Annotated in this window: 14 protein-coding genes; 1 reads left to right on the top strand and 13 read right to left on the bottom strand. The window is 49.4% G+C overall.

The window, feature by feature from the left end:
* Positions 1 to 235 precede the first annotated feature (235 nt).
* The 6 genes from B160_RS0103920 to B160_RS0103895 form a co-directional block, all read right to left on the bottom strand.
* Complete coding sequence (locus B160_RS0103920) at positions 236 to 1,465, bottom strand: MFS transporter (protein WP_018626567.1); 1,230 nt, start codon at positions 1,463 to 1,465, stop codon at positions 236 to 238.
* 38 nt (positions 1,466 to 1,503) lie between these two features.
* Positions 1,504 to 2,904 (bottom strand): sialate O-acetylesterase, encoded by a 1,401-nt coding sequence (locus tag B160_RS0103915; protein ID WP_026309508.1) that lies wholly within the window; start codon positions 2,902 to 2,904, stop codon positions 1,504 to 1,506.
* Positions 2,905 to 2,985: 81 nt separating this feature from the next.
* Positions 2,986 to 4,032: a hypothetical protein gene (locus B160_RS0103910; RefSeq protein WP_018626565.1), complete on the bottom strand. Its 1,047-nt coding sequence runs from the start codon at positions 4,030 to 4,032 to the stop codon at positions 2,986 to 2,988.
* 46 nt (positions 4,033 to 4,078) lie between these two features.
* Positions 4,079 to 5,029 (bottom strand): dihydrodipicolinate synthase family protein, encoded by a 951-nt coding sequence (locus B160_RS28350; protein WP_018626564.1) that lies wholly within the window; start codon positions 5,027 to 5,029, stop codon positions 4,079 to 4,081.
* Position 5,030: 1 nt separating this feature from the next.
* Positions 5,031 to 6,689, bottom strand: a complete 1,659-nt coding sequence (locus tag B160_RS0103900) for a sialidase family protein (protein ID WP_157557869.1) — start codon at positions 6,687 to 6,689, stop codon at positions 5,031 to 5,033.
* A gap of 250 nt (positions 6,690 to 6,939) precedes the next feature.
* Entirely contained in the window at positions 6,940 to 7,623 is a 684-nt protein-coding gene (locus tag B160_RS0103895) for a FadR/GntR family transcriptional regulator (protein WP_018626562.1), read from the bottom strand.
* Positions 7,624 to 7,804: 181 nt separating this feature from the next.
* On the opposite strand from B160_RS0103895, the gene B160_RS0103890 reads away from it, so the two are divergent.
* Positions 7,805 to 8,179 (top strand): nuclear transport factor 2 family protein, encoded by a 375-nt coding sequence (locus B160_RS0103890; RefSeq protein ID WP_026309505.1) that lies wholly within the window; start codon positions 7,805 to 7,807, stop codon positions 8,177 to 8,179.
* 146 nt (positions 8,180 to 8,325) lie between these two features.
* Here B160_RS0103890 and B160_RS0103880 read toward each other — a convergent pair whose 3' ends face one another.
* From B160_RS0103880 to B160_RS0103850, 7 genes are all read right to left on the bottom strand, one after another.
* Positions 8,326 to 9,990, bottom strand: coding sequence for a sodium:solute symporter family protein (locus B160_RS0103880; RefSeq protein ID WP_018626559.1), 1,665 nt, complete (start codon positions 9,988 to 9,990; stop codon positions 8,326 to 8,328).
* A gap of 112 nt (positions 9,991 to 10,102) precedes the next feature.
* On the bottom strand, positions 10,103 to 12,385 hold the full coding sequence (locus tag B160_RS0103875) for an FAD-dependent oxidoreductase (RefSeq protein ID WP_018626558.1): 2,283 nt from the start codon (positions 12,383 to 12,385) through the stop codon (positions 10,103 to 10,105).
* A 4-nt stretch (positions 12,386 to 12,389) separates the two neighbouring features.
* Positions 12,390 to 14,318, bottom strand: a complete 1,929-nt coding sequence (locus B160_RS28345; protein ID WP_018626557.1) for a glycoside hydrolase family 97 protein — start codon at positions 14,316 to 14,318, stop codon at positions 12,390 to 12,392.
* Positions 14,319 to 14,331: 13 nt separating this feature from the next.
* Positions 14,332 to 17,157 (bottom strand): glycoside hydrolase family 88 protein, encoded by a 2,826-nt coding sequence (locus tag B160_RS0103865; protein WP_018626556.1) that lies wholly within the window; start codon positions 17,155 to 17,157, stop codon positions 14,332 to 14,334.
* Between the two features lie 35 nt (positions 17,158 to 17,192).
* Positions 17,193 to 18,614, bottom strand: a complete 1,422-nt coding sequence (locus B160_RS0103860; RefSeq protein WP_018626555.1) for an SGNH/GDSL hydrolase family protein — start codon at positions 18,612 to 18,614, stop codon at positions 17,193 to 17,195.
* Positions 18,604 to 22,005: a hypothetical protein gene (locus B160_RS0103855; RefSeq protein WP_018626554.1), complete on the bottom strand. Its 3,402-nt coding sequence runs from the start codon at positions 22,003 to 22,005 to the stop codon at positions 18,604 to 18,606. The genes B160_RS0103860 and B160_RS0103855 overlap by 11 nt, the downstream gene beginning before the upstream one ends.
* A gap of 168 nt (positions 22,006 to 22,173) precedes the next feature.
* Positions 22,174 to 24,789: a hypothetical protein gene (locus B160_RS0103850; protein ID WP_018626553.1), complete on the bottom strand. Its 2,616-nt coding sequence runs from the start codon at positions 24,787 to 24,789 to the stop codon at positions 22,174 to 22,176.
* Positions 24,790 to 24,804 lie beyond the last annotated feature (15 nt).

The following is a 24,804-nucleotide window of genomic DNA, read 5'->3' as shown; positions in this document are numbered from 1 at the left end:
TAGTCTGTTAATTTTCCGGATACCGCCCTCCAAAACCTGCGCCGCTTTCCGGATCACAGGCGGCCGTAATTTCCTTCCATTATCCCTTCAATGGCCTCCTGTATGACAAAGCAATCTTTCAATCGTCACCAGCAATCAAATTTGTAGTAATGTTCTACAAATATATTTTGCTTTTTCATCTTTTCCAAATTTTTCCCTTTTAAAAATGATCGGTTTCCGGGACCTGCTCCCCTTTTTAAGGCAGTTCCTGGTGTTTGGGTTTCAATATCAGCAACTGCAGCACCACTACGAACAGCACAACACCCGCCATTAAGGCAAAATCCCTTCCCAGGTGACCGGCGTCGCTGGATTTTCCCAAAAAGCTGGTGATAAAAGCGCCAAAGAATACCCCGGTCATGTTCATCAGCCCGTAGCCGGTGGCCCGGTATCTTGCGGGAACAAACTGGCAAAGGATGGGCATATTGTTGGCGTCAAAGATGCCGAAACCAATTCCAAAAAGCACGCCGGCGGCGATCAATGCAAAAGTGGTATGGCCAAATCCCAGAATGATGATGGCCGGCACCGTCAGCAATACACCGCCGGCACTTGTATAGATACGCGCCTTTATATTCCGCTGTACCCACCGGTCGGAAATAACACCACCCAAAATAACGCCTATAAAGGAAGATACGGCAATGGTGATGGTGGCGATCGGCCCGGCAACCGACATATCCAGGTTCAGGCTTTCCGAAAACAACGTGGGCAGCCAGTTCTTTGTGGCCCATCCCGGAAGGCTGGGTATGGCAAAATAAAGCAGTACCACCCAAAAGGAAAGATTGCCCAGCAGCCAGGCAATGCCTGACAATGCTTTAAAGCCTCCTTTATTTACAGGTGGCACCTGCTCGGCAACCACCACCCTTTTTTCTTTTAGAAAAAGCGCCAGGATCACTGCATAGATGACGCCAATGATCCCAAACAGATGGAACGTGCTGTGCCAGGTGTACGCCTCTGCTATCGTGGCCCCAAAGCCACCAAGTGCCTGCCCTGCATACAAACCGGTCATGTGAATGCCGATGGCCAGCGATCTTGTTTTGGAACCATGGTAGTCAGCGATCAGCGATAAGGCGGCCGGTATATAAATAGCTTCGCTGAAACCCATAATGGCCCGCAGCCATTTCAGTGCTTCAAATGTATTGGCATACCCCATCCCATAGGTAACCGCCGACCAGATAAATAAGCTTACAACGATCAGCCATTTCCTGTTCAGCCGGTCTGCGATCACGCCGGATATGGGGCTCATGATCCCGTATATCCACAGGAAAACGGACATGAGTATCCCGAAATTTTCTGCACTTTGCAGGGAGGCGATGTCCACTTCCATTGCAGGACGCATTGTTGCCAGCATCTGCCGGTCTAAATAATTCAGCAGGCCCACAACCCAGAGCAGCGCCACAACAATCCACGGATTTAAATGCTTCGTCTTCATATGATGATCGTTCATTATGATAAATCAATCTGGTCCGGCTACCAGTTATCAGTTCTGAAAGGCGCCACAGGCAATCCTTCCGTGTTATATAAATTACCTTCCACCAGGTCCGTGAAAGCATACCGTACCGCCAGTGGTTCCTTTACGTTTTCACTCTTCACCAGTACCGCTTTCTTAAAGATCCGGGCCGTTGCCGGAAAAAATTTTTTATCCTTACCGGCCACTTCAAAGCCGGCAATAGCTGTGCCCGTGGAAAAAAGTCCATTGGCTGCATTTTTAAATGTCAATGATACGGTATCGTTTTTAATGCGCATCCTGTCAAAGTAAGGACTTTGATATGCGATCCCCTTTATCCCATACGCATCCCCCAGCGCCCAATACAGCAGCCGGTTACTGATGGTTGTTTTATCGGGAGGATGAATGGTAGTGGCGCTGCCTTTGTCCATACTCACCACCATCCCGCTGTTGGGAATCCTGGTCATGGCGTTGTATTGCGCCTCTCTTAAATAAGGGGTCGAATCTTTCCGCGCACCATAATGCCACGGGGCGATCTGAACATAATAGAAGAACAAACTATCGTCTTGCCATGTTTTCCGCCAGCCGTTCACCATCAGCTGCATGAGCTGCGCGTATTCCGATGGCCGGGGAACATTCGCTTCTCCCTGGTACCATAAAAATCCTTTGATCCCGTATCCCTGTACGGGGCTGATCATGCCATTGTACAGGCAGGTCGGTTTCAGCCGGTCGGGTTTTTCGGCGCCAGCCGGCAGCGTGATTGTGCGGCCGCCAAAAAGTTGAATGCTTTCTTTATTCATCCAGGCTTCGATAGGCGTGCCGCCCCAGGTTGACTGGATGATCCCTACAGGAACATTTAACAGCTCCTGCAATCTTTTTGCGAACCGGAACCCTACTGCGCTAAAACCCGCAGCCGAAGCCGGGGCAGCTGCTTCCCATTTGCCGGCACAATCATCTTCCGGCGTAAGTGAAACAGCATGCGGAACATGAAAGAGCCTTAAGAATTTGTTCCCGGCCGCAACAAGATCATCGTTGGAATTCAATACAGGCTGATTGGCGTAACCGGTCATGGGCATTTCCATATTGGATTGCCCGGAACAGACCCAAACCTCTCCTACTAAAATATCTTTTAACACGATTGCCGCATCATCAGTGAAGGTAAGCGTATAAGGCCCCCCTGCTGCCGGCGTTTTGATCAAAGCCCGCCACATCCCCCGGCTGTCGGAGCGCACTGAATAGGTATGCGCTTCCCAGGAGGGCTTAATTTTTACTACATGGTTGGCTTTTGCTTTTCCCCAAACGGGTACGGAAGACCGTTGCTGCAGTACCATTCCGTTACCAATGATCGCGGGCAGTTCAATCCGTGCATTTGATCTTAAACAGCAGGCGCTAACAAAAACCAATAAAAAGAAAAAATTCCTCATAAAATATATTTTAGCATCTATCGAACATAAAAACGCTTTGCCGGGTCTTCCCCTGGTACCCGTATGCCGGTGCTCCAAAAGCTACTGCACCTCTTTTAATTTTACCGACAGCACATTGGGCGTTCGCGTACCCGGCCGCACTTCCCCACCGGGAATGATGAGCCGGCCATCCCATACCGCCAGTGTGGTGGTAACCGGGGCCCACCGGCTCTGGTTAGGTGCCGCAACAGCGTTGGGGCGGATCACCACCGGGATCTTGCCGATCACCTGCCATTGCTGATCGCTTAAACCATACCGCAGGATATCTTTTGAAAACCCCGGGTGTTTATCCCGCAGATCGCTTTTAGCCAGGCTTCCGTCATCCCCGCCAAATATAAAAACGGCCTTCCCGTTACTGTATGCAGGCGACGGGGCGGCCACAGTAGCCCCGGGCATATCGTTAAGCCGCTTCCAGCCATCTGTTGGGTCATAGCTGTAAGCATCCTTTAAATACTTCCGTTCCCCCTTCTCCAGGGTTGTTCCGCTAAAAACAAAAAATGTCTGTCCTACGGCTGCAGCAACCGCCAGCATTCTCGACGGCCCCGGCAACGGGGGAAGCTCCACCCAGCCTTTTTGAAGATCTTTCAGATCCAGGCACAGGAATATATTTTTGGTTTCGGGATCGTTGGGACCCGTAAGACCTCCCAGCACATAAATACAATTACCGGCCAGCACACCACAGCTGTTCGCCAATGGAACGGGCAGGGAGGGCAATGTTCCTGTACGGATCGTTCCCTGCTCGTATTTTAAAGTATATACCTCCGCAAAGTGTGCCGATTCATTACTGCCACCGATGATGATCAGTTCCTCCTTTGTGGAAACAGAAACCCCGTATCCCAATGGTTTGGGCAGGCGGCCCATGCGCTCCCATTTTCCCCCGGGCTCTTTTAAAACATAGATGGCATCATACCAAACTTTTTTGGAACCCAGCCAGGGCGCACCTTTGCCGGGAAAATTAGCTCCCCCTGCAACGATCAGTGCATGGTTTGAAACACCGGCAAAAGAGCCGGCAAACCCGGTGGGGTCAGGAATTTTGTTCAGCGTATCCCAATGGGCAAAGGGCGCTGTTTGCTGAGCGATCAAAAACATAGGCGATAATAAAAAGATCCATATCAAACTTTTTGTCATAGCGTGCTTACAGTACTACGGGATCACCCGGTATCCATTTCCGGGCATCAGCCAGGTTATCAAAAAAAGAGATTTCTTCAAGATACGTCTTTAACGCTTCAGTCTGTTCGCCGGTAAGATCCACCAGCGGCAGCCGGCAGCCTCCCAGGTCCAGCCCGGTCATTTTTAATATTTCTTTTTGCGTGGGTATCGGGGCGTACCAGCCCAGTGCCCGGATCATCTGGCAACATGCATACTGCGCTGCTGCAGCTTCCCGGAGCTTTTTCTGCTCAAAAAGATCTATAATTTTCAGGTACATCGGCGCCGCAAAGCTATAGGTGCTGCCGATGGCGCCTCTGGCCCCCATACTCAGCGCCGGTAGCAACAATTCATCATAGCCAAACAAAATATCAAATTTCCCTTCCTTATACCGGAGGCAATGCTGGTATTCATGTAAAGTGGCGGCGGTATATTTTACACCTGCCAGACTGGGTATTTTTGATTCCCCTATCTTTAAAAAATCGACCACGCTTACCGAAACACCGGTAGCCGCCGGCATATGATAATAATAGAAGGGAGTATCCGGTGCTGCGGATGCTATTTGCGCCATGCAGTCCACAAGATTTTCCACGGAAGAAGGCTTAAAGTAAAAGGCCGCTACAGCGGATATCGCATCAGCACCCACGCGCTGGGCATGTGCCGCCAGCTTCTGCGCTTCTTTAATGGAACTGTGCCCTACGTGCGCAAATACTTTTAGTCTTTTATCCGAGGCATTTATATAGGCTTCAGTAACGGCCATGCGTTCTTCCAGCGTAAGGCTCAGCCCTTCTCCGTTGGTACCGCCTACAAAAACGCCTTTTACGCCATCTGCAATTAACCGTTCCACAATCAGGGGTACCAGGTCGAGCTGCAACTCCTTATTGTTGTCAAATGCACTAAATGTGGCTGCCAGCAGCCCGGTTGTTTTTTGTATCTTCATTTTAGTCTGTAATTTCTTGTACATTAATTTTTTCAAATACCAATTGCGCCTGACTGCCTTCATACACGATACCAATATGATCATTGTCCACGGAGGTAATGCAGGAGTACCCGCTTCCGCTCAGTTCGTCCAGCTCAATAAACTTTTCAGGCGGCCAGGAATTCCCGTCGTCGTAGCTTACTTTTAAGGTTATATGATCGCGCCGGGTTTTGGAGTCTGGGTTTACGAATAGCAATATGTTTTTTTTACCGCCATTCTTTGTTGTATAGGTATGTTTGTAAAGACTGGCCATGCACACCGGTTCGGGAAGCGCATTCCGCGATGTCTTATGAGCAACCCAGGTCTTTCCCAGATCATGCGTAACTGCCACGGCACGCCCGTTCCCCTCACCCGTTATACCTTTATTCGCATTGGTGCGCATGTTTAACATAATTGCCCCATCGGAGAGCTGAACTGCTGCGCATTCGGTAGTGCTGATTTCGGTTGCAGGATTGCTTGTGACCCAGGTTTTGCCTCCGTCCTTACTATAGGTGATATTGGAGAACGCTTTTCCGGTAGCATCCCGGCCCTGCGTGGGAAAGACCAGCGTGCCGTCCTTCATGGTAATCCCCCGCCCCGGCGCCGGCGCCCAAAGCCACCATTCCTCTTTTTTACACATGCGGGTTAAATTGACCGGCTCCGACCATGTTTTTCCGTTATCGGTACTTTTTACCAGGAGGAACTGGGCGGTTTGCTTTACACCATAGCCCGGCTGTGATCCCCGTGCCCGCCATTGATGGTTCCAGTTATTGCTGCTGTCGGTCAATCCTTCGATCCACCTGCCCTTTGCATCCAGGACGCCGTGCATCCAAAGACCGGCTATAAAAATGGTCCCCGTTCTTTCATCCACCAGGATACTGGGATCGGATACGCCGTTAAATTTCTGAGGTAACCCGCCCCATTTACCTTTGTCGATCACGCTCTGCATGGGCAGCCAGGAGTTCCCTTTGTCTACGCTCCTGCTTAACCCGATATCAATATCGCCCTGCAGATCCCGCCGCGACTGATAGCGGGCATCGTATATGGCCAGCAGGTCGCCGTTCCTGGCTGTAGCCAGACCCGGTATGCGGGAAGTGTGTACATGATCCTGCATCATCTGGCGGAGCGCACCCGCTATTCTAAAAGTAGCGAATGGGGAGGAAGGCGCTTTCCATTTTTTGTTATTGACCGTCAACCCCGAGATCCGCAGTCCGATCTTTTGGCCCACTACCGCCGATGGTTTCAAAGAAAGCCCCACCCATATATAATTGATCCCTTCCGCCAAACGAAAATTCCCGTTTATCAGAACAGAGCGGCTTTTTGCACGCGCCAGATCGGCAACGCCGTACAACCCTTCATGCAGCGCTTTTTCCTCGGTCAAATAGGTACTATCGGTATTCCCGTAAACCTTCAGAGTACCCAGCATTTCCAGATCCGTTGCGGCACTGATCTCCAGGGTAATCTGTTTCAGAAACGGAGCAGCCGTACCGCCCCTGCAGGAAACGGCCAATCTTATAAGACTGGTATAGGATCTTTCTTTTACTACCGGAACTACAAAGTTCTTCTGCACAGGCTGGCCTTCCTGGCTGCGGCATACAATAGCCGGGATCAGCAACGCGGTAAAAAGCAAAAATCTGAGCATTTTTAAAAAATAAACGGTATCGAAAATCGATTTAAAAAATAACCAGGCAACGGAATGTCCTGTGCTCCCCAGGGGCCATCTGTAAGCAACCGTCAACAGATCCGCCCGGCAACCGGTTCATTCTTTTAGCAGGCATTCGTTTTTTTAGTTCTTATGTTCTACATAACAAATGTAGACTATTATTTTTATATCCACCAAATTTTTTTTATGGGATCGCTATCAGGCGGGCAGCAGGTCCTTTGCCGGCAGCTTATTTCTTGATCCGGTCAAAATGGGGCTGCAGATGGCTGACCATTCCCTTTTTAAAATCCTCGATCGTTCCTTTTTTTAAGATCTGGACCAATCCTTTGTGATTCACTTCACCCGATATGAGCTGGTCACCTTCGAGCTTGATCACATATTCAAAAACCGGCAACAGCAGCAGCTGGAACTTCCGGAGGGTGGTATTGCCGGTAATGTCATAAAGCTTGCCGTGGAAGGCGATCTCATTTTTGATCCGGAAGGGTCCTTTTTCCGTTGTTTTCTCTTCTTTTTCAACAATTTCTTCCAGTTCCTTGATATCCGGACCGGTAATGCGGGCAAACAGCAGCTCCGCTATTCCCATTTCCAGGACCAACCGCAGCTCAAACAGGTCCTGAAGAGTGCTGTCATCCATGATGGTCGGGTGCAGCAGCTTTTCAATGGTTCCCACAAAATCCGGGTTGGACACTACCATACCCACTTTTTTCTTGCTCTCAATGATGCCCATCATTTTAAACTTGCTCAAAGCTTCTCTTACCACATTTCTGCTTACCCCAAGCCTGTTGGCCAGTTCCAGCTCGGTGGGCAGCGCATCTCCAACCTTAAAATCATTCTCCCTCAAATATTTCTGCAGGCTGAATTCCACATGCTCCGCCATCGATTTTTTATGAATCGGGGTAAGTTTTGTAACCATTATTTAATATTGTAGCACAATAATACTAATAAAAATTCCTCGGCAAACATTTTCCGATCAAAAATATTCCCCGCCCTGGCCGGTGCCTGGCCCGGAAAACCCCGGGATCAACAGGGGCCGGCATTCAGGCCCTCTTCTGTTTGGAGCAATATTTGTGCTCCATACCCTAAACAAAAACTTTATGGAAACTCAAATTCTGGAACTTGAAAAAAAATACTGGGAAGCAATGGAACATCACAACTTTGACACCGTAAAAAGCCTTACCCGCTTTCCCTGTATCGTAGCCGGCAAAAATGGTGTAAGAACCGTAGATGAAGCTTCTTTTAAAAAAATGTTCGATTCCGGGGAAGGCAGGCAACTGAAGATCCTGGATATTTCCGACGCCCAATCCCAAACGATCAATGACTGCATGGCAATGATCGCTTACCTGATCGAATTGGAATATGTTGTGAGAGAACAGCGCTCTTCCTTCAAATGCGCCTGCACCTCAACCTGGGTAAAGGAAAACGATAACTGGCTCTGTGCCATGCATACGGAATCTGATTTAGAGAAATAAGATCTGGTAATGTTTCCCGCGGAGCTGCAAAGGAGCTGCGGGCGCAGCGACTCGTTTTCCGCAATATGTAATCGGCATCCCTTTAAAATTTTGCTGCGAACCGGTTGCCTCGCGTTCCTCGCGGTTAAAAAAACCTCCCAAAGCATCTACTTCTTTGCAGCCCGCCAGGGTATGACAGCACCCAGCATAACAGCAATTGCTATAACGGTCACCAATCCGTTGCCTTTCGATGTAATGAAGGCGAGTACGAGCAAAAGAACGGCGATGAACATCAACGAAAATGCGATCATCTTTAACCCGAACCGGTTCTGTGCTTTGATCGCCTGCTGCTCTTCTGCGCTGATCTGTGTTGCATGTGCTTTCTTGCCGGCCTTATACCGCTGGTAATCGATATACTCCTGGCTGGCTCCGCTCTTTTTATTGATCATAAACTCATAAACCAGCAACAACAATAAAGGCAACAACACCCCCAGCAGCATTTCATTACCCCGGGAGAGCTTGTACCCGTTTATGAATGGGATCACCATCTTGAACAAAAGATTTACCGCCAGTGAAATGATCGTTATGTAGATCGTTGCTTTACCGGTCAGCTTTTTTGAAAACAGTGCCCAGATAGGCGGAAGCAACAAAGGCCCTCCTGTTATGGCGCCCACACTTAAGGTAAACTCCACAATACCGCCGATATACGGTACACCCAGGGCGATCAGGATCATAAAGATCCCGAAGAACCAGGACGAAGCCCGGGCCACGAACATCAGTTTTTTATCGCTGGCGTTGGGGTTGATGGAGCCTTTGTAGATATCGTTGGTGAACACTGCGGATACTACGTTGAGGGCCGTATTGGCGGAAGCGGAGGTCGAAAAATACATCCCCGTTAACATCAGTCCCAATAAGCCCACCGGCAATACCTGCTTGCAGACCATGATGTAGGCATTTTCGGTGTCCAGCCCGGTAAGACCCGGATTGATCGACTGATAGACCATTGGCGGCAGCATCCAGATGATGGGACTTAAAATATATAATGCGGCAAATAGATAGGCCACTTTGGAAGCAGCTTTTGGCGTGTCTACACTGGTATATCGCTGCACAAAGGTCCAGTTTCCGCCGATATAAAAGATATGATAAATAGCAAAGGCGATGATGAACCACCAGGTGTATTCACCATTGACCATATGAAAAAAATCGTCCGGCACCTTATCAATAAAATGCTGTACGCCCCCCGCTTCTTTAAAAACCAGGGGGATGATGATGATCACCGCTGCCGTCAATACTACAAACTGTAAGATATCGGTGACCATAACCGCCCATAATCCGCCGACAGCCGTATAGGAGATCATCAGTATGCCCAATACGATCGTAACGGGTATGAGCGGATAACCCAGCGATGCAGATACCAGTTTGGCCACCGAATACAATACAGACCCCTTGATGAATACGGATACAATGGTGAAGATATAAATAAAGCTTTTCTGCACCTTGCTGCCCAACCGCTCTTTTATAAACTCCGCGGCGGTAAGATTACCCGTTGCCTTCCATTTGGGGGCCAGGTACAGACCGGTAACCAGGGCTCCGATGCACATCGTCCACTGGATCGTAACCGCCACCCAGCCGTGCTGATAGGCAATGGCGCCCCAGGCCACAAAAGTACCGGCCGAAAAGAAGCTCATGAACAGGGACAGCCCTCCTATGAACCAGGGCACGGATTCTCCTCCCGCAAAAAAGGATTTCAAATTTCTTCCCGTGCGGGAAAAACTGATGCCCACCAGCAATATAAAAACCGAAAAAACAATGACTACGGCTGTATCTATCATAACTTCAACTATTTATGGCTTATCGTCCCGATCGTTACCGGCACGGATAATTTTTCTGTTTTTGGTGCGCAGCTGCAACGGTCATTTTTTCCCCACGCAGCCGCAACCACTTTTATGCATAACACCTGATCGCGAACAAAGAAGCCGGAACATCAGAAGACGGATGTTCAAAAACGATCTTTAGTTTTTTTGTCGGTACCGGGTGATCGAACAGCACTTCATTCCTTGTCTGATAGTTCCCTTTCTTTTCATACAGGACCCGACCCTGATCATCTTCTATATAATAATTGCGGACACAGAAAGGCATCACTGTTTCCGGGTGCGTCATCAATACCGACTCCATAGCATGGTCTGTATCGGCATCAAATATCAGGTTAATTTTCTTAACCGGCTGCGCTTCATTCCAGCTCAGCTCCACATAAGGGGCGGGATCCCGTATATCGGCCACCCATGCATTGGGCCCGGCAACAGGGCGGTCTGTTCCGTTCAATAAATTATCTGCCCCAAAGACCGCAACGGGATCCGAAAGCTCCAACGCCAGGTTTTGCCCCTCCGGCCTCCGCTGCGGACACCAGAACTCAAAGGAATCGGCTCCCGAATGTTCCGGTGCCACCTGCTTACCATTATTGGAAACCGCTTTATTCACCCCGTTAAACACCGACAGCAAACCGGTTATGCGCTGTTCCGAATATCCAAGCTCCACGGTCTCATTTAACCCGAAGCAAACAAATACATACTGCGCTTTATCGAGGGTTGTTTCAAAATCGATCCGGGTCTCCTGCTGTCCCGCATTGAGCGGTATGTCCCTGGCAGCAAGTATTACATCAGGGGTAAAGTTTCCTGTTCTGCTGCTGCTGCGCAAGGTTGCGTTTAAAGTGGTTGCTGCGCCGGCAATGACCGGGAGACTGAAGACCGGCACTTTGCCGGCAGGCAGGGGCAGCAGCTGCGCCGCTGAAACGGTCAGCCGTTTAAACAGCAGCCGGTTCCTGTCGAAGCCATTAAATCTTAAGGCAGAACTGCCTGTAAGCTGCGCACGCCTCGCCAGGTCCTGCTCATCCTGCAAGGATACCCCGGGAATGTATTGACCGGTTTTCATCAATTCACGCTGAAGCTCGGGCAAATATCCCTGCCGGTATAATTCCGCGGGCTGTTTGCCATGCTTCAGGCAGAGCGCTGCCGCTACCGCCACGGCCTGGGCCCCATAGGCGCAGGTAGCCATTACACGGGTAGCGCCAAAAGCCACATGGCTTACACTGATGATGCGGCCGGCTATAAATAAATTGTTGATGTTGCGGCTGTAATAGCAGCGATAGGGTATCTGAAAAATGCCCTTGCTATGCCATTGGTTGCAGGGAGGGCGCTCACTGAAGACCCCGTCAGCCGGATGCAAGTCGATCGACCAGCCGCCGTAGGCTACCGCATCATTGTGCACTTTTTGCCCGATCAGGTCGGGTTGGGCCAGCATATAGTCTCCTTCAAACCTCCGGCTCTCCCGTTTGCCCGGGATCATGCCCACCCATTCCAGCGTCAGGTTTTCCGCTTCGGGAAAATTGCCGGAGTTCTTGATATAATCCCATACGCCATAGATCACTTTCCACAGCTCCCATTTTATTTTTTCGGTATCATGAACGGTATCCAGCCGGCCGCCATGCTCCACCCACCACAGCTTACAGCCATGCTCTTTAGCATTGAAGCTCTTAAAACGGGGGATCTCCTTTTGTACATCAACAGCAAATGCCGGTGGTATGAACGTAACCGGCCGCCCGGTGTCTTTGCTATAGAAATATAAAGAATGTCCGAGCAGCTCACCATAAGCAGCATCAGGAGCCATCAGCTCATGAAACTCATCTCTCGATTCTGCGCCCATCCGGAAGGCCGCGCCGGACAGAAAGCCCAGGACCCCATCGCCGGATGCATCACAAAACAACGGTGCGTTGATGGCGTACTCTGTTGAATTCTGGCTGCAGAAGGCTTTTATCTCCTTAATGGAATCCGCATCCGTTTTCTCTATCGCATACACGGCGGTATTCAGCAATAAAGTAATGTTTTTTTCCCGGGTCACTTTATCCAGCAGGATCATATCCAGGATCACCGGGTTGCCTTCTGGGTTCCGGTACATATTTTCTACCAGGATCTCATCGATCACCCCGCCTTCCCGGCTCCACCGGTTGTTATTGCCCATATGCGAGGTGGCCCCCAGCATCCATAACCGCACTTCACTGGATGCATTGCCGCCCAATACCGGCCGGTCCTGCACCAGGGTTACCTTCAGCCCCTGCCTTGCCGCGGTTATTGCGGCGCATATGCCGGACATGCCACCGCCCACTATGGCGAGGTCCGTGTTAAGAAATTCACTTTTCAATGCCCGCTTAAATTCATGACCGCTACGTATCATATCTTCATTTTTTATTTTCTACGATGTTATAATTTTGATCGCCCCTATGAAACGCCGCTGCCCGCCCCCTGGCGGTCCTTCTCAAATAAAGAACAAATCCGCCCGCGGGAAGCAGGGCAATCCGCTTTTTATGAAGCTGTTCCGGCCGGACAAACTCACGGTTAAAACAACTGTCCCCATCGGTAATCAGTGTTGCGGAATAATCTGAAAAACGCTGCAGGAAGGACAGGTCAAGCAGCTGTTCATTTTTTTCTGTAAGGCCATTGATACCCGCAACGTACCAATCATGCCCGTCTTTCCTTGCGATGATCGCACACGCGCCAATTTTACTTCCGGTCAATACGAGCGTACTGTCCCAGGTCGTGCGCAATTGTTTGAGTAAGGGCAGGACCGGTTTATACCGGTTATCGTTCAATAATTTTATGGGATTTTCTGCAATACACTGGAGGGGTGAATCGTACAGATAAAGCAGGGCCAATTGATGCGTAAGTGTCGTTGCCCCCCGGTTCGAAAAAAAGGCCGGAGTATAGTCTGCCGGTCCGGTTATAAACCTTGTAAATGGCAGGGCAGCATTATGCCAGGCCGGGATGGGCTCATTCATAATATTGAGCTCCATGCCCCGGATGCCTTCCCGTGTCAGCTCATTGGGAAAAGAGCGGTACTCGCCCGTAGAAGCGTGGCATCCATGAAAGTTGACCATTAACCTTCTTCTTGCTGCAGCCTTTAAAAAATCTATTTCAAAATCGATCAGCTTCTTTGCTTCACTGTTCATAAAATCCAGTTTGATACCCGCCACACCCAGCCGGTGTAAGGTATCAAGGAACCGGTTACGATAGAGCGTATCTTTCAGCTGCTTTGAATCTTTCCACACCCATACGCCCATTTTTGCCGCCTTTGCATAGTCAACCAATTCCTTCAATACATCCCACTTGGGCTGCCACCTGGTTTCCCAGCCGTCATCGATCAGCGTATATTGATAATTCAGCTCAGCGGCCGCATCAATGATCCGTTCTTCAGATTCAGGATCCAGGTAACGGGCATCCCTGCTGATCCAGCTCCAGGCAGCCTTGCCTGGCTTTATATAATCCGTTTCGGGGTACAATGACGGGTCAGGCGGCTCGTTCAACGCCGCGATCATCGGTTGATGCACCAGCGTATTAAGATCTGCTGCTATGCCAATGACCCGCCACGGGGTGTAGGCCGCCGCTTTATGGTTTACCGTAAATCCCTGCGTGCCTTCAGTAAAGTTCACCGAAAGCCCGTTCTGCTTGGCTGTTAAGCGCATTCCGCTGAAATCATATAAACCGGCTTCTGCAATAAACAGATACCCGCCCTGTTTTAACTGTACCACAACCGGCTTTCCCTGTACCGGGCCACCGGGCGAGATCCGGTCAAGGCTGTCCCAGCGGGTTTGCATCCACAGGCCTGCATAAGACTTCAGCTTCCATGCATTTGTCCGCTCAAAAAACCAGACCCGTTCATCGCCGTTCAAAACAAACTCGGTTTGCTCCCCGGTTATCCGTTGCGTTCCTTTGGGCAATTGATACCGGAAGGCACATCCCTGGTCAAACACCGCAAACTCTATGACCTGCCGGCCGATGCCCACCCGATACTTTTTATACAGGACGTTTTGTGTTCTGAAATGATTCTTAAGCAGGGACAAAGGCTCTATCACCGCGCGGCTGCCAAGAAGGGTTACCGGCGCCGAAGGATCGAGCAACGATTTTCCGGACACCGTAATGCCCAGCGCTGAAGGAAGCAGCACCTGCTTTTTATCCAAAAACACCGAATAAAAGCAGCCGTTGCCTTCCTTTTGAAACACATGAACCTGCAACCCGGAAGACGGGCTTTCCAGGACGAGGTCTTTTATGCTCCCCCACCCAGCCTTACAAAGAAGGCTGCATACAAATACGATGATAAATTTTATATTCATTTTCTTTTATCAATCATTCACCCAACACCACCCTTTTTGACCGTGTCGTTTTGCCGGTACGGTCCGTTAACTCCAGATGGAACCGGACCGACTTATCCTTTCCTACGGGAGCCGTAAACTCGAACGGGTACTCATTTTTATCCATCACCTTTTCTTTTTCCCCCTTTACCGTATATACCAACCGGACCTTCTTCCATTTTGTGTCATCTTCCTGCAGAAACACAAATAACCGCTGCTCGTAAGCGCCCAGTTTAAATAACAAAGCCCGGGCATCGCCTTCGCGGATCAGCGCATAGTCGCTTCTCCTGTCCTTTTTGTTTTCAAGGATCAGGTCCTGAAAGCTTGTTTGTAACCGGGCGCCTGCAATGGCAACGGCAGCCAAACCACCCGGGGCGACGGCAACCCGGAACGTACTGTCTTTGACCGGCAGCTGCCCTGCAGAAGGGGTAAGTTGACGGATGGATCTTCTACCGGACAACACCGCCAGTGAAGGATTCACCGTAACATCGGTCGTTACCGTTTTTGCCGACTGGTTCATAAACGCCAGGAAAAGGGTATCGCCTTTTTTTGCGCTGATATAGTTTAAAGCGATATCGCCGATGCGCAGCAACCGTGCAGGCATCCACAATTGCACACCTTCCGATTGAAAGAACTTCCCTTTTTGCGTTCCATACATCTTATTTTGCATGTAGGCATAGGCTTCTATGTATTCATTGGGAAAATCGATCTTCCCCTGGCTTTTTACAAAGGCATCGGAAACAAGGTAATCGATAAATATAGATGCCATAGGCAGTATATGATTGTAATGAAAAGAGTTTACGCTTTGATCTTTGTGCTCATGCAGCGGAAAATCTTTCTTCTCATAGGCCGTTGTTCTTTCCGTGTTGATGTGGTAACCCGGAAAGCTTTCTGAACGGCCAACAATCGCAGCCTTTGCCACATTCATCAGAAAGGAATCTTTTGTATAATAGCCGATCCTCAGCAGCCAGGGCGCATAGGTCGACATAAAAATACCCCTATGCCCGGTGGATGTGCCGGATGACTCCGGAGTAAGCCCGATCTCTGAGAGCCGCCATGCGGGCACCTGCTCTTCTGGATAATACATCTGATGATGCCCCTTTGATTTCAGGTACCAGTACATCGGCGCTTTTCCGCCTTTATTTACCGTGATCTGGCTATCCGGGATCTTTGGAACCATCCAGGTAAAGAGGGTATAATGCCGGGCACCGTCGTGGGCGGCCGCCAGGTACCGGCCGTCTCCCGTCAGCTCATACAATTCCAGCAGCGCCGACCAGTTATTGGTAAACGTTGGCCAGAAAAAGTTACTGCTGGCCATGGGATCTCCGAACTGTTCAATTCTTTTGTCCACGCGCAGCTTCAAATAAATATCTGCCAGCTCTCTGCTTAAACGCAGATACGCCGTATCGCCGGTCATTTTAAAAAGGAACAATGCATTTACCCAGTTCTTTCCTTTTTGTTTCTCATCCAGGTTGCGGATACGGGAGCTGTTAAATTCCTTTTTGGCCATTTCCGGGTAAAAGGAATTATTCCTGCCAAAGACATTGTACAACACCTCCAGCTCCGAAAGCGGTGCGATCGGCCCTCTTAATTTTCTTGAAGGCGACTGAATCTTCTGAGTACTGTCCAGCGCAAACAGGAATTTTTCCCGCGACAGCATAAATTCCATTAATGGATACGCACGTTTTTCAAACATTTCCTTATCATCCCGGACAATGGATAGTTCAAGTGGGTTCAGGCTCGAAACATTTTTTACCGCCCCGGGAACGTCAGTGGAATAGGCAAACCCTTTCAGGCTATCGATAAACCACGCGAAGTGTGTTTTAGAGTAATCAACCAGATTATCCAAAGTGGTATTCATGGAAACAGTAGCATTGGTGCGATAGTCCCTGAAACCCAGATCCTTTTTGGCTATCTGCTCGTACGCACCGGTAATGCCGGATGGCTCTACCACCAGATTCATAGAAAAACCAAACCGGTTGCCTGTCGTCATTTTGGAGTTGAAGCCTCCGGGGATGGGAGCAAATACCTGCGGCTGCAATAATGACCTGAAATTGACGAGCGCGATTCCAAACTGGCTATTGGTCAGCAGCGGCAATGGTTGAAACGGCAAATATTTTGAATCGGCCATGACCCCTATCGAGTTGTACCCGTCATTTACAAGGGTAGACGGTATGGTGGCCATAAACGAAGGTGTAAGGTAGGGCTGCTGAGGCGCCCGTTTTTCCGTCCATATTAGCGGCTGCCACAATTCATCGACCTGGTTTATCCGGAAAGCAGGAGCACCGGTATAGCCTACACTGTAAAATCCATCTTTCTTCGGGATCAGCAAAAAATGTATTTGCGGATATGGCAGGCTTTTCTTGAGGATCCATGCTTTTAATGTAAACACCGGATGCTCGGGAAAAATAAACGCAACCGTGTCCCGGGTATCTGTAATGGTCTTTGCCGTGATAAAATAGCTTGTTCCCGCATGATAAATATTCGCCGTCCTGCGCTGCCGGGCGCCTCTTAAGATCTTATCATCAAACCCATCTCCCGCAACCGTTTTGCTTACATCCTTCTGCTGGTAATCCGCCAGGCTGTCGCTGGTCACCTTCCAGGTAGGAACATTATAGGATACCTTTTTTATTCCGGCGGGCTTTAACGCCAGCTCCGGATCCTTTTCATTGTAAAGAACAACAAAATCCGGTTTAAAATGATATACCCGCCCTTTTGAAACAATTTTAAAATCCTTGCCGGCCGTTGCCTGACCATTTACCGGAATGCACCAGGCGCATCCGATCAAAATGAGGAATATTTTTATACGATTGTTTAGCATAATTCGGTCTTTATTTTTCTCCTGCTATTATTATTTTATTTCAATGGCTTTCCCCGTAATAAGATCCGGCCGATATAAACAGCCGTCCGGTCATATTTTTCCGGATTCCGGTCAATGTCTTCAGACCTGGCCGCGATCAGGATCGATTTTTTGTCGGCTTTCTCCCGGGATATGCGTACGGTAACATGGTGCACGCCCGGCTTTAGTAATATAAGGTCGTGCTGCCCCCGGTACCGGTTATTGCAATAAACATTAAACCGGTTCAAGGCTTTATCCCCCCCGCTTCCGGAGGCTTCATAGCAGGTAAAGCCAGGTATTGTTCGTTTCACAAGCTGCACCGGCTTGCCGTCAATCTCAAACTCCAATTGCCCAACCTCCGGTCCGCCAATATCAAAAAAACCAAACAGATCCCCCTTAAAGCTGAAGCTAAAGGATGCACCAGCGCTTTCGGCGTAGGCGACATCCTTAAACCAGTTCGAGAACTTTTTCAAAAATGGCGAATCACCCGTGTTGATCATCTTCCAATGACTGTCGAACGTTGCGATATCCTTTGGATCGTACATCCGGGCATTCTCCCAAACCGCCGTTATTAACGGGGCTTTCAGCACGTGCCGAAATGGCTCTTTTTGATTTTCCATCTTTGCAAAGCCCCTGGCAATGGCTGCCGCATAAAGATTTCCACCCGCCCGCAAGGGATGAATGCCGTCATTGGAAAACAAGATCTTTCCCGCTTCCTCCTGCGCCCCTTTCCATACCAGCCGGCCTTCTTTTTCAAGCGTTGCGGCTTCCATACCCAAATGAACCGAGGGCAGGCCGTAATGATCCGCCAGCTTTTCCAACCGCCGGATGTTCTCCGGTACGGTTCCTTCCTGGTAGAACCGCGTTTGCCCGGTCAGAATGGTATACACAAGGCAGATATCGGTTTCAGGATTGTTCTTTATCACCTGCTGGATCATGCCTTCCATACCATCCTGGTAGGCTCCGTTTACGGCAAACTCAATAAATATGAGGTCCGGTCTGAAAGCCAGGACCTGCTCTTTTAACCGGAAAGCGCCCAAATCGGTACCTGTTCCGGATACACCGGCATTGATCCAGGTAAAAGGTACCCGTGCATAGGTCGTTTGCAAATATTTAGCTGTTTGCAAACGGTAACAATAATTACCCTGTGTAATACTTCCGCCGATAAAGGCAACGGTTACCGGCTTCCGGCCATCCAGTTTTCGAAAAAAAGTGGGCAATCCTTTTCTGACAGTACATTCCGCCGGATTAAAAAAGCTTCCCCCTGAGATCAATGGAATTTCTTTTATGCTGGCATTGAATAACAGCGGTGAAGCCCCCGACTGTGATGCAGCAATCTTATCGGCATCCGAAGCCGTTTGTGCATTGCCTCCAGCTGTTATGAACAGCAGCACCAACCCGAGCACCATTTTACAAAACTGGTATTGCTTAATTCCCATCTAGTACAATTTTTTCTGTTTTTATTTTCCCCTGCGCGTCTTTGAGCGTAATGGAGATATTGGCCGCGTCTTCCATTTTTATTTTGTAAAAGCTCCACTCGTAAGGATATGCCGGTATCGTTTGCATTTGCCCGTTGCAGCTTATACGGACCTCTGCCCCGTTCAAAGGACTGGTTTCCGCAAAACCATAAACTGAATCCCAGCCAAAGGGAGACCGGATACGGAACAAAAAAACTTTTCCCCAGGGTGCTCCCGCATCCACGACCTGCATGCCCTGTTTCAACGCCGTATAGCCCGTGTTGGGTCTGGAAGCAGCAAGAGGAACACTTATGGCCCTGAATCCTTTAGCCGGAACGGTTGTCGAAACACGATAGTTCTCAAAGGAAAGATCTTCCCGGACATTCTGTGCATCATAAATAGCGCAAGGTCCTTTAGCCGCGGTACCTGCATTGGCATTCCAGCCGATCGTTATCCGTTCGTCCTTTTGCGCTTCGCTGGAAACCAGTATCCATAGCCGGTCCTTTGAAACTGCCGTAACATAATTGATTGCCGGATTCTGGATTTCTATTAGCCCTTTTTTAAGCCATAACGATGCTTCTTTGTCGCCAAAGATCATGCCTTTGCCCCCTCCATAAATCCGATTGGCGAACCATACAAACCCTTCCTGGTTGCTGTATGGAAATGCAACATTCCCGTTAGCCCGTTGTATCATTTCTGTGATCAGGTAATCCAGGGAGAACGCCAGGTGCGGAGGAATATGGTGGTAATAAATAGAGCTCACGTCGGGTCCTTTATAAGGAAAATCCGGCTGCATGGTGATATCGGTAAAACCGGTAGCATAATATCCGGGATAATTGGTGAACCGGCCGATCACCGCGTTACGGGCATAAGTCTCATGAATCTTATTCTTTGTGTATTGGAACAGCCGCAATAAATGGGGGGCCCAGCTACTCATAAATACCGGCCTCACGTTTTTCCCTTTTGCCGTAAGATAATAGGTTGAGGGTTGTTCAAATCCCAACCCCACGGGCGATACCAGCCAGCCGGGAACCTTCTTTTCCCGGGCGTCGTCCTGCACTCTCGGAAAACCCAGCCGGTATTGCTGTTTCCCCTTCCACCAGATACGGTCATTGCCATCAAACCTGCCAGCCGGGTGAATCACCATCAGGCTGTCTTTTACTGCAGGGTAAGACCGGACGCCCGCAATGGTAAAGAAGCTTCCATAGGCCGCCGCATCCAGGTACTTTTTATCCTTTGTAATTTCATAGAGGTCCAGCAGGTTCCACCACGGGCCGTAAAAAGACGCGTTATAAAAAGGCGTTGGGCTCAGCGGCGTTTTCGTATTGACATAGACTTGCTGACGGATAAACTGATCCGCACCAGTCTTTGCCGAATCAAGCCATCTGGTTGCACCGGTGAGCTTGTAAGCTGATAAAGCGGCTATCCAGGGAATGAACTTTGTAGAATAGCCCGTAGCCTGCCGGAGATGATCACCTGGCAACGCAATCTCCTTTAACCACGGATTGAGCCCGCCAAGTAAACGATCCAGCCCAGCGTAATAGGACGTAGTGAACTGCGATCGAAAGGGGTTTAATTCCAACGTTTTCAGGGTGTTATTGTAAGCCGTCGGAACAATATCCGTAGCCCACCGGTAACCGCTTCTCGAAAGTGTATATTCGATAACCGGCAATGCGCGTGTCAGATACAGCTGTTCGCTGTTGGTTAAGGCCGCAAGGGACATGGTCACCAGCGGCGTTGCATTAACAACCGTAGGTGCGGTCTCCGGATTGCCTTCGATATCATAAAAACCTTTAAGCTTTGCACTCCATCCGCCATATGCATCATTATTGATCAGGTCGATCATATTAAAGACCGTATTGGTAAGCGACACCTGTGTTTGACGGCGGTAGTCCGTCACCTTAAATACACTGTCTGAAATATAGGTAAGCGCCGGCTCCCACCCTGCCGCCATCAGGCCAAGTGTAAAGCTTTTATCGATATATCCGTTTGCTGCATACCAGGAATCCTTCATTCCAAGTACCGGTGCAAACGCTACCGGCTGGATCTCATTTTTCTGATTTTTGATCGAAAAGCCAATGGTGGCATTCGCCGCAGTTCCCCAGTCTTTTGGTAATATAGCGTTGCCGCCGCTAATAAATACGGCCCATTTCTGATCATTCAAAAGCGCTTCCGTAATTGCCAGGGGCTGCTGCATCATAGAAGAGGTAAGCATTTGCGGTTTGGGGGGTACTCTTTTATACTGATACATCGGCGGTAACATTACGTTGCCCAGGTCTGCTTCCGCAACAGGTCTGAATGCAGCAACCGCCATACTATAATAACCGGCGCGGGCGGTTTTACACACCAGCCGTACGTTTAAATGGTACCCTTTTTCCGAAACGGTCCAATAACCGGTAATGGCGGAATGATTACGGGTAACGTAATGAACGGCGATGGTCTCTTTATCTGCCTGCTGCACCGCCACGGGTATGGCCTCGCTCAGATCCGCCGCTTTAAAAGGGTCCAAATCATCGCCATCGGCTACAACAGGCTGCCTGGCGCCGTCGAATACAAAATAGCTTTGCCGTTTCTTACTGTTCCAGGAAGGAAAGTATTTGCTGAACGACAGCGATGTACTGTCTGCATATAATAAGAAGATCTTATGATCCTCCAACCCTCCGGGAAAGCGACGCCATTGGCCATTGACCTTCACCTCCGTTCGGCAGGCAATTGCATTTTTCGCCGCCGCAGCTTTTACAAAAGCCAGGCGTATATTGTGCTTTTCGATGGATGCAACAACGGTGTCTTTACCGGTTACCGGCAGATAGGCGCTTGAACGGTCCGGTGTATCCGCATACACAGGCTGCGCTGCCGGTTTTTTCCGCCATTTTGCCAATTGGACCAACGACAAACTGTTCGGATCAACTGCCGCATCTTTTGTCAGTAAAACAGCATCACAACGCCCGTAATTAAAATTGTGCAGCCGCAGTAAAATTTCTTTTTGCCGCAGGTTTACGGAGCCTACCCTTTCCCAGTAAAAACCTGTTTTCCCATGTTTCCCCGCACGATCCATCAGCTGGCTGCCAACTGATAGCTGTATTTGCCGGGTAGATGGCCTGTCTGCAAAATCGGGGGTTCGCATCCAAACCGTATAGGTACCTGTTTCTTTTATGGTCAGAACGCTCAATGCGTCCAACAGCCGGTCGTTTTCACCACCGATGCATTTTAATAAAGACCCATTCAGGCAGTTCTTATCCCGCTCGGTGATCCATTTACCTTTGAACTGAAAGCTTTCCGCTTCCAGCAGGTACACATCATTTTGTGAAAGCAGGGTTTGCTTACTAAGGCAGAAGACCGCTAACAAAGCCCATATTTTGTAAATGACTGACATTTTTTTTGATCGCTTATCTCTGTTCCCGAATGAATGCTTATAGCTTTTTTCTCCCGGTCCTCAACAAATCTTCCGGTAAGAAAACGCTATTCTTAAGCGGCCGGATGCCGCCATTCATACTGTGAAAAATTTATTTGCGCACAACACCATCAATATTCCGGACCGCCACTATTTCGTGTTTACTTTTATAGCTTTAAGACCACACGGGCCGATATGCACTTTAAGTTTTCCGCCCTTCTTTATTTTAGTATATCGGCCGTCATTATTGTATAATTCGATCGAAGATACCGGGGCGGCCTCATCGGCAAACAGTTTAGAAAAATCGATGGAGATATTTACTGATTGTTCATGGATGTTATTATTCTGCAATATGAAGAAACAGCTTCTTTGATCATCACTGACCGCCGTCAGCGTTTCTATATAAGGGTTGTCCATATGGATGCTCCCTTCTTTTAAAACCAGCTTTGCCGGTGTACCAAAAATAGTTCCGCTTTTAAACCCATATGCTTGATGGGGTCCCACTTTGGGTGCAATAAACCCGGCCGGAAAAGTGATCTGCCCGTTTGAACGTATATCTGCTTCGGAGATCAGATAATCCATGATCCATCCTATTTGCCACCATGCGTGATGTGGAAAAGGGCCTGCACCGTTGTTCATTCCATTCCAGTAATACGACGCCACCCCTGTCTGCGGATCAATAAAGGCATCTCTTCCCCAGGCCGCGGCCCGTGCCATATTCAGGAACAAGCGGTCTTTTGTTAACCGGTATAGCCGGACAAACATGCCGGCGTGACTGGCCAGCAATATCGGCCCGTGGGTATTGGCAGACCCAATGATGCCCCCATGCTCAAAACTCAATCCTGCCTGGCTGATCTCCCAGTCCTTTACTTCCCTCCCCTTTACTTTTTTTACTTTAACGGACGGAACCGGGTGCGTATAAACCGATGTGGTATAGAAGCGGGCTACTTTTAAAGCAGCTTCTTTGTATTGCTGCATGCCGGTAACCTCAAACAGGTCCAGTAAGGCCTGCGCGCTCTGCCCCGTTGCAAAATCCGGGGCAAAACGGGTATCGCCGCATACCCCCAGAAAATAGCCCTTATCAACCGCGTTTTTAACAAACCAGTCAGCTCCTTTGATCGCGCCCGTCAGGAACTTTTTATCCTTCAATATCCTGTATGCAACCAGCAGACCGTAAAATGTAGGCCTGTAATCACGTTCATCCCGGAACAAAGGTTTATGAGTGGCATTGTCATACGCAATTTCCCAATAGCCCTCCGGATGCATTTTGCCCAGCAGCCAATCCGCGGCCAGGCGCAATTCTTTTTTCAATTCCGGGTGCCCGGGGTCGAACAGCAGGATATTTCCCGCATCGATCAGCAAATAATACGTAGTGGCGATCGGCTCTGTATAAGGCCCCCACTCTTCGGTAAAGCGTTTGCTGCCATGCAGGTAATACTGACCGGCAGCAGCGCCTCTGAAGAAAGGATCTATTAATTGCTGCTGGGCACGTTTAAAATTCAAGGCATACGGCAACCGCTGATCTTTTAAAACGGCATCCCCCGTCATATCGGCCATCATCCACATGGCGCCGTAGTCTGCATTTTTTATGGCATCCTTCCTGGATTCGTAAACACCCCCCAGGTATTCCTGTGCTCCAATGGTGAGCCCATTATATTCAAATGTCCTCCACCTGGAAGTGCTGTCATGCTTCACATATTGCAAAAGCCGCAGCACCCTGTCAGAAAGGGATTGACGCGTTTGCTTTAAGGACAGGAACCTGTCAAATGAAAAAACGTCATTTACAACATGCTGATATACGGTGTACCAGTCTGCCTTCCGGATGGTATAGCGGAAATGAAACACAACGCTGTCCCCTGCTTTCAGATAGGAATACTTTTCTCCCAGGACGGGATGGTATAAGGTAGGGGTCAGCGCCCGTTCCCGGTTCATCAGCGACAACCCCAGCAGCCAGTCACTTTGTGTAGACCGGTCTTTGATCCAGGGATCCCGCCCCGTACCGGGAGCGGCAGTTACGGCAAGCGTAATGCCATCTTTATTCGTTAATAAGGAAGTCAATGCGGAAGCAGTCCGTTCCCGCGCAACCACCGGCCTGTCCGGAACCCCGTGGCCATAAGCATATGCATCCACAAAATTGTGGTTCACGCTGCTCCCCTGTAAGATACCCGGGATCACCGCCCATTGAAAACGGCGGGCGTCCCCGTTTACCAGGGTAGGCGTAGCTATCGAAAAATAACCATTCCTGCGTGCCTTTACACAAAAACGGACCACAATATCGTTACCATTTGCCGCATCCGGCTGCCATACCGATTCTGTAAAAGCAATCGCATTCGTGTTTTTAAACACAAGCGCATCCCCCCGGGATATGCCGGTGCCAGGGTAAAAAGAATACGCCGTTCCTGCCTGGTTCAATGCAACGGCAGACGTACTCTCCCTCCACTTCCCTATCAGATACCTGTATTCGGGCTCCGGAAAAGAAATGACTTTTCCATGTTCATCCGTAACGCGCAATGCCGCAGTATCGGGCTTTTCAGGAGAATAAAGAAGGGTATATCGGCCAAGCGGCTCGGGAAACCGGTACCAGTCATTCCCCGTAAAGACCTTCAATTCCTGAATCGCATATCCCTCCCTGCCCCGGCTCCAGCTTACCTGCAGATTTTTATTTTTCAGTTGAAGCAGGTCTTTATTCTGGCCCAGCGAGGTGGTGCTGTGCACCGTAAGCGCCGTGGTTAAAAGAAGCAAATAATATTGAAATGTTTTACCCATATTCAAAATAAATCC

Source organism: Niabella aurantiaca DSM 17617, from assembly GCF_000374125.1.
GTDB classification, from domain to species: Bacteria; Bacteroidota; Bacteroidia; order Chitinophagales; family Chitinophagaceae; genus Niabella; species Niabella aurantiaca.
The sequence above is the reverse complement of the archived record's forward strand: the minus strand, read 5'-3'. Positions and strand labels throughout refer to the sequence as shown.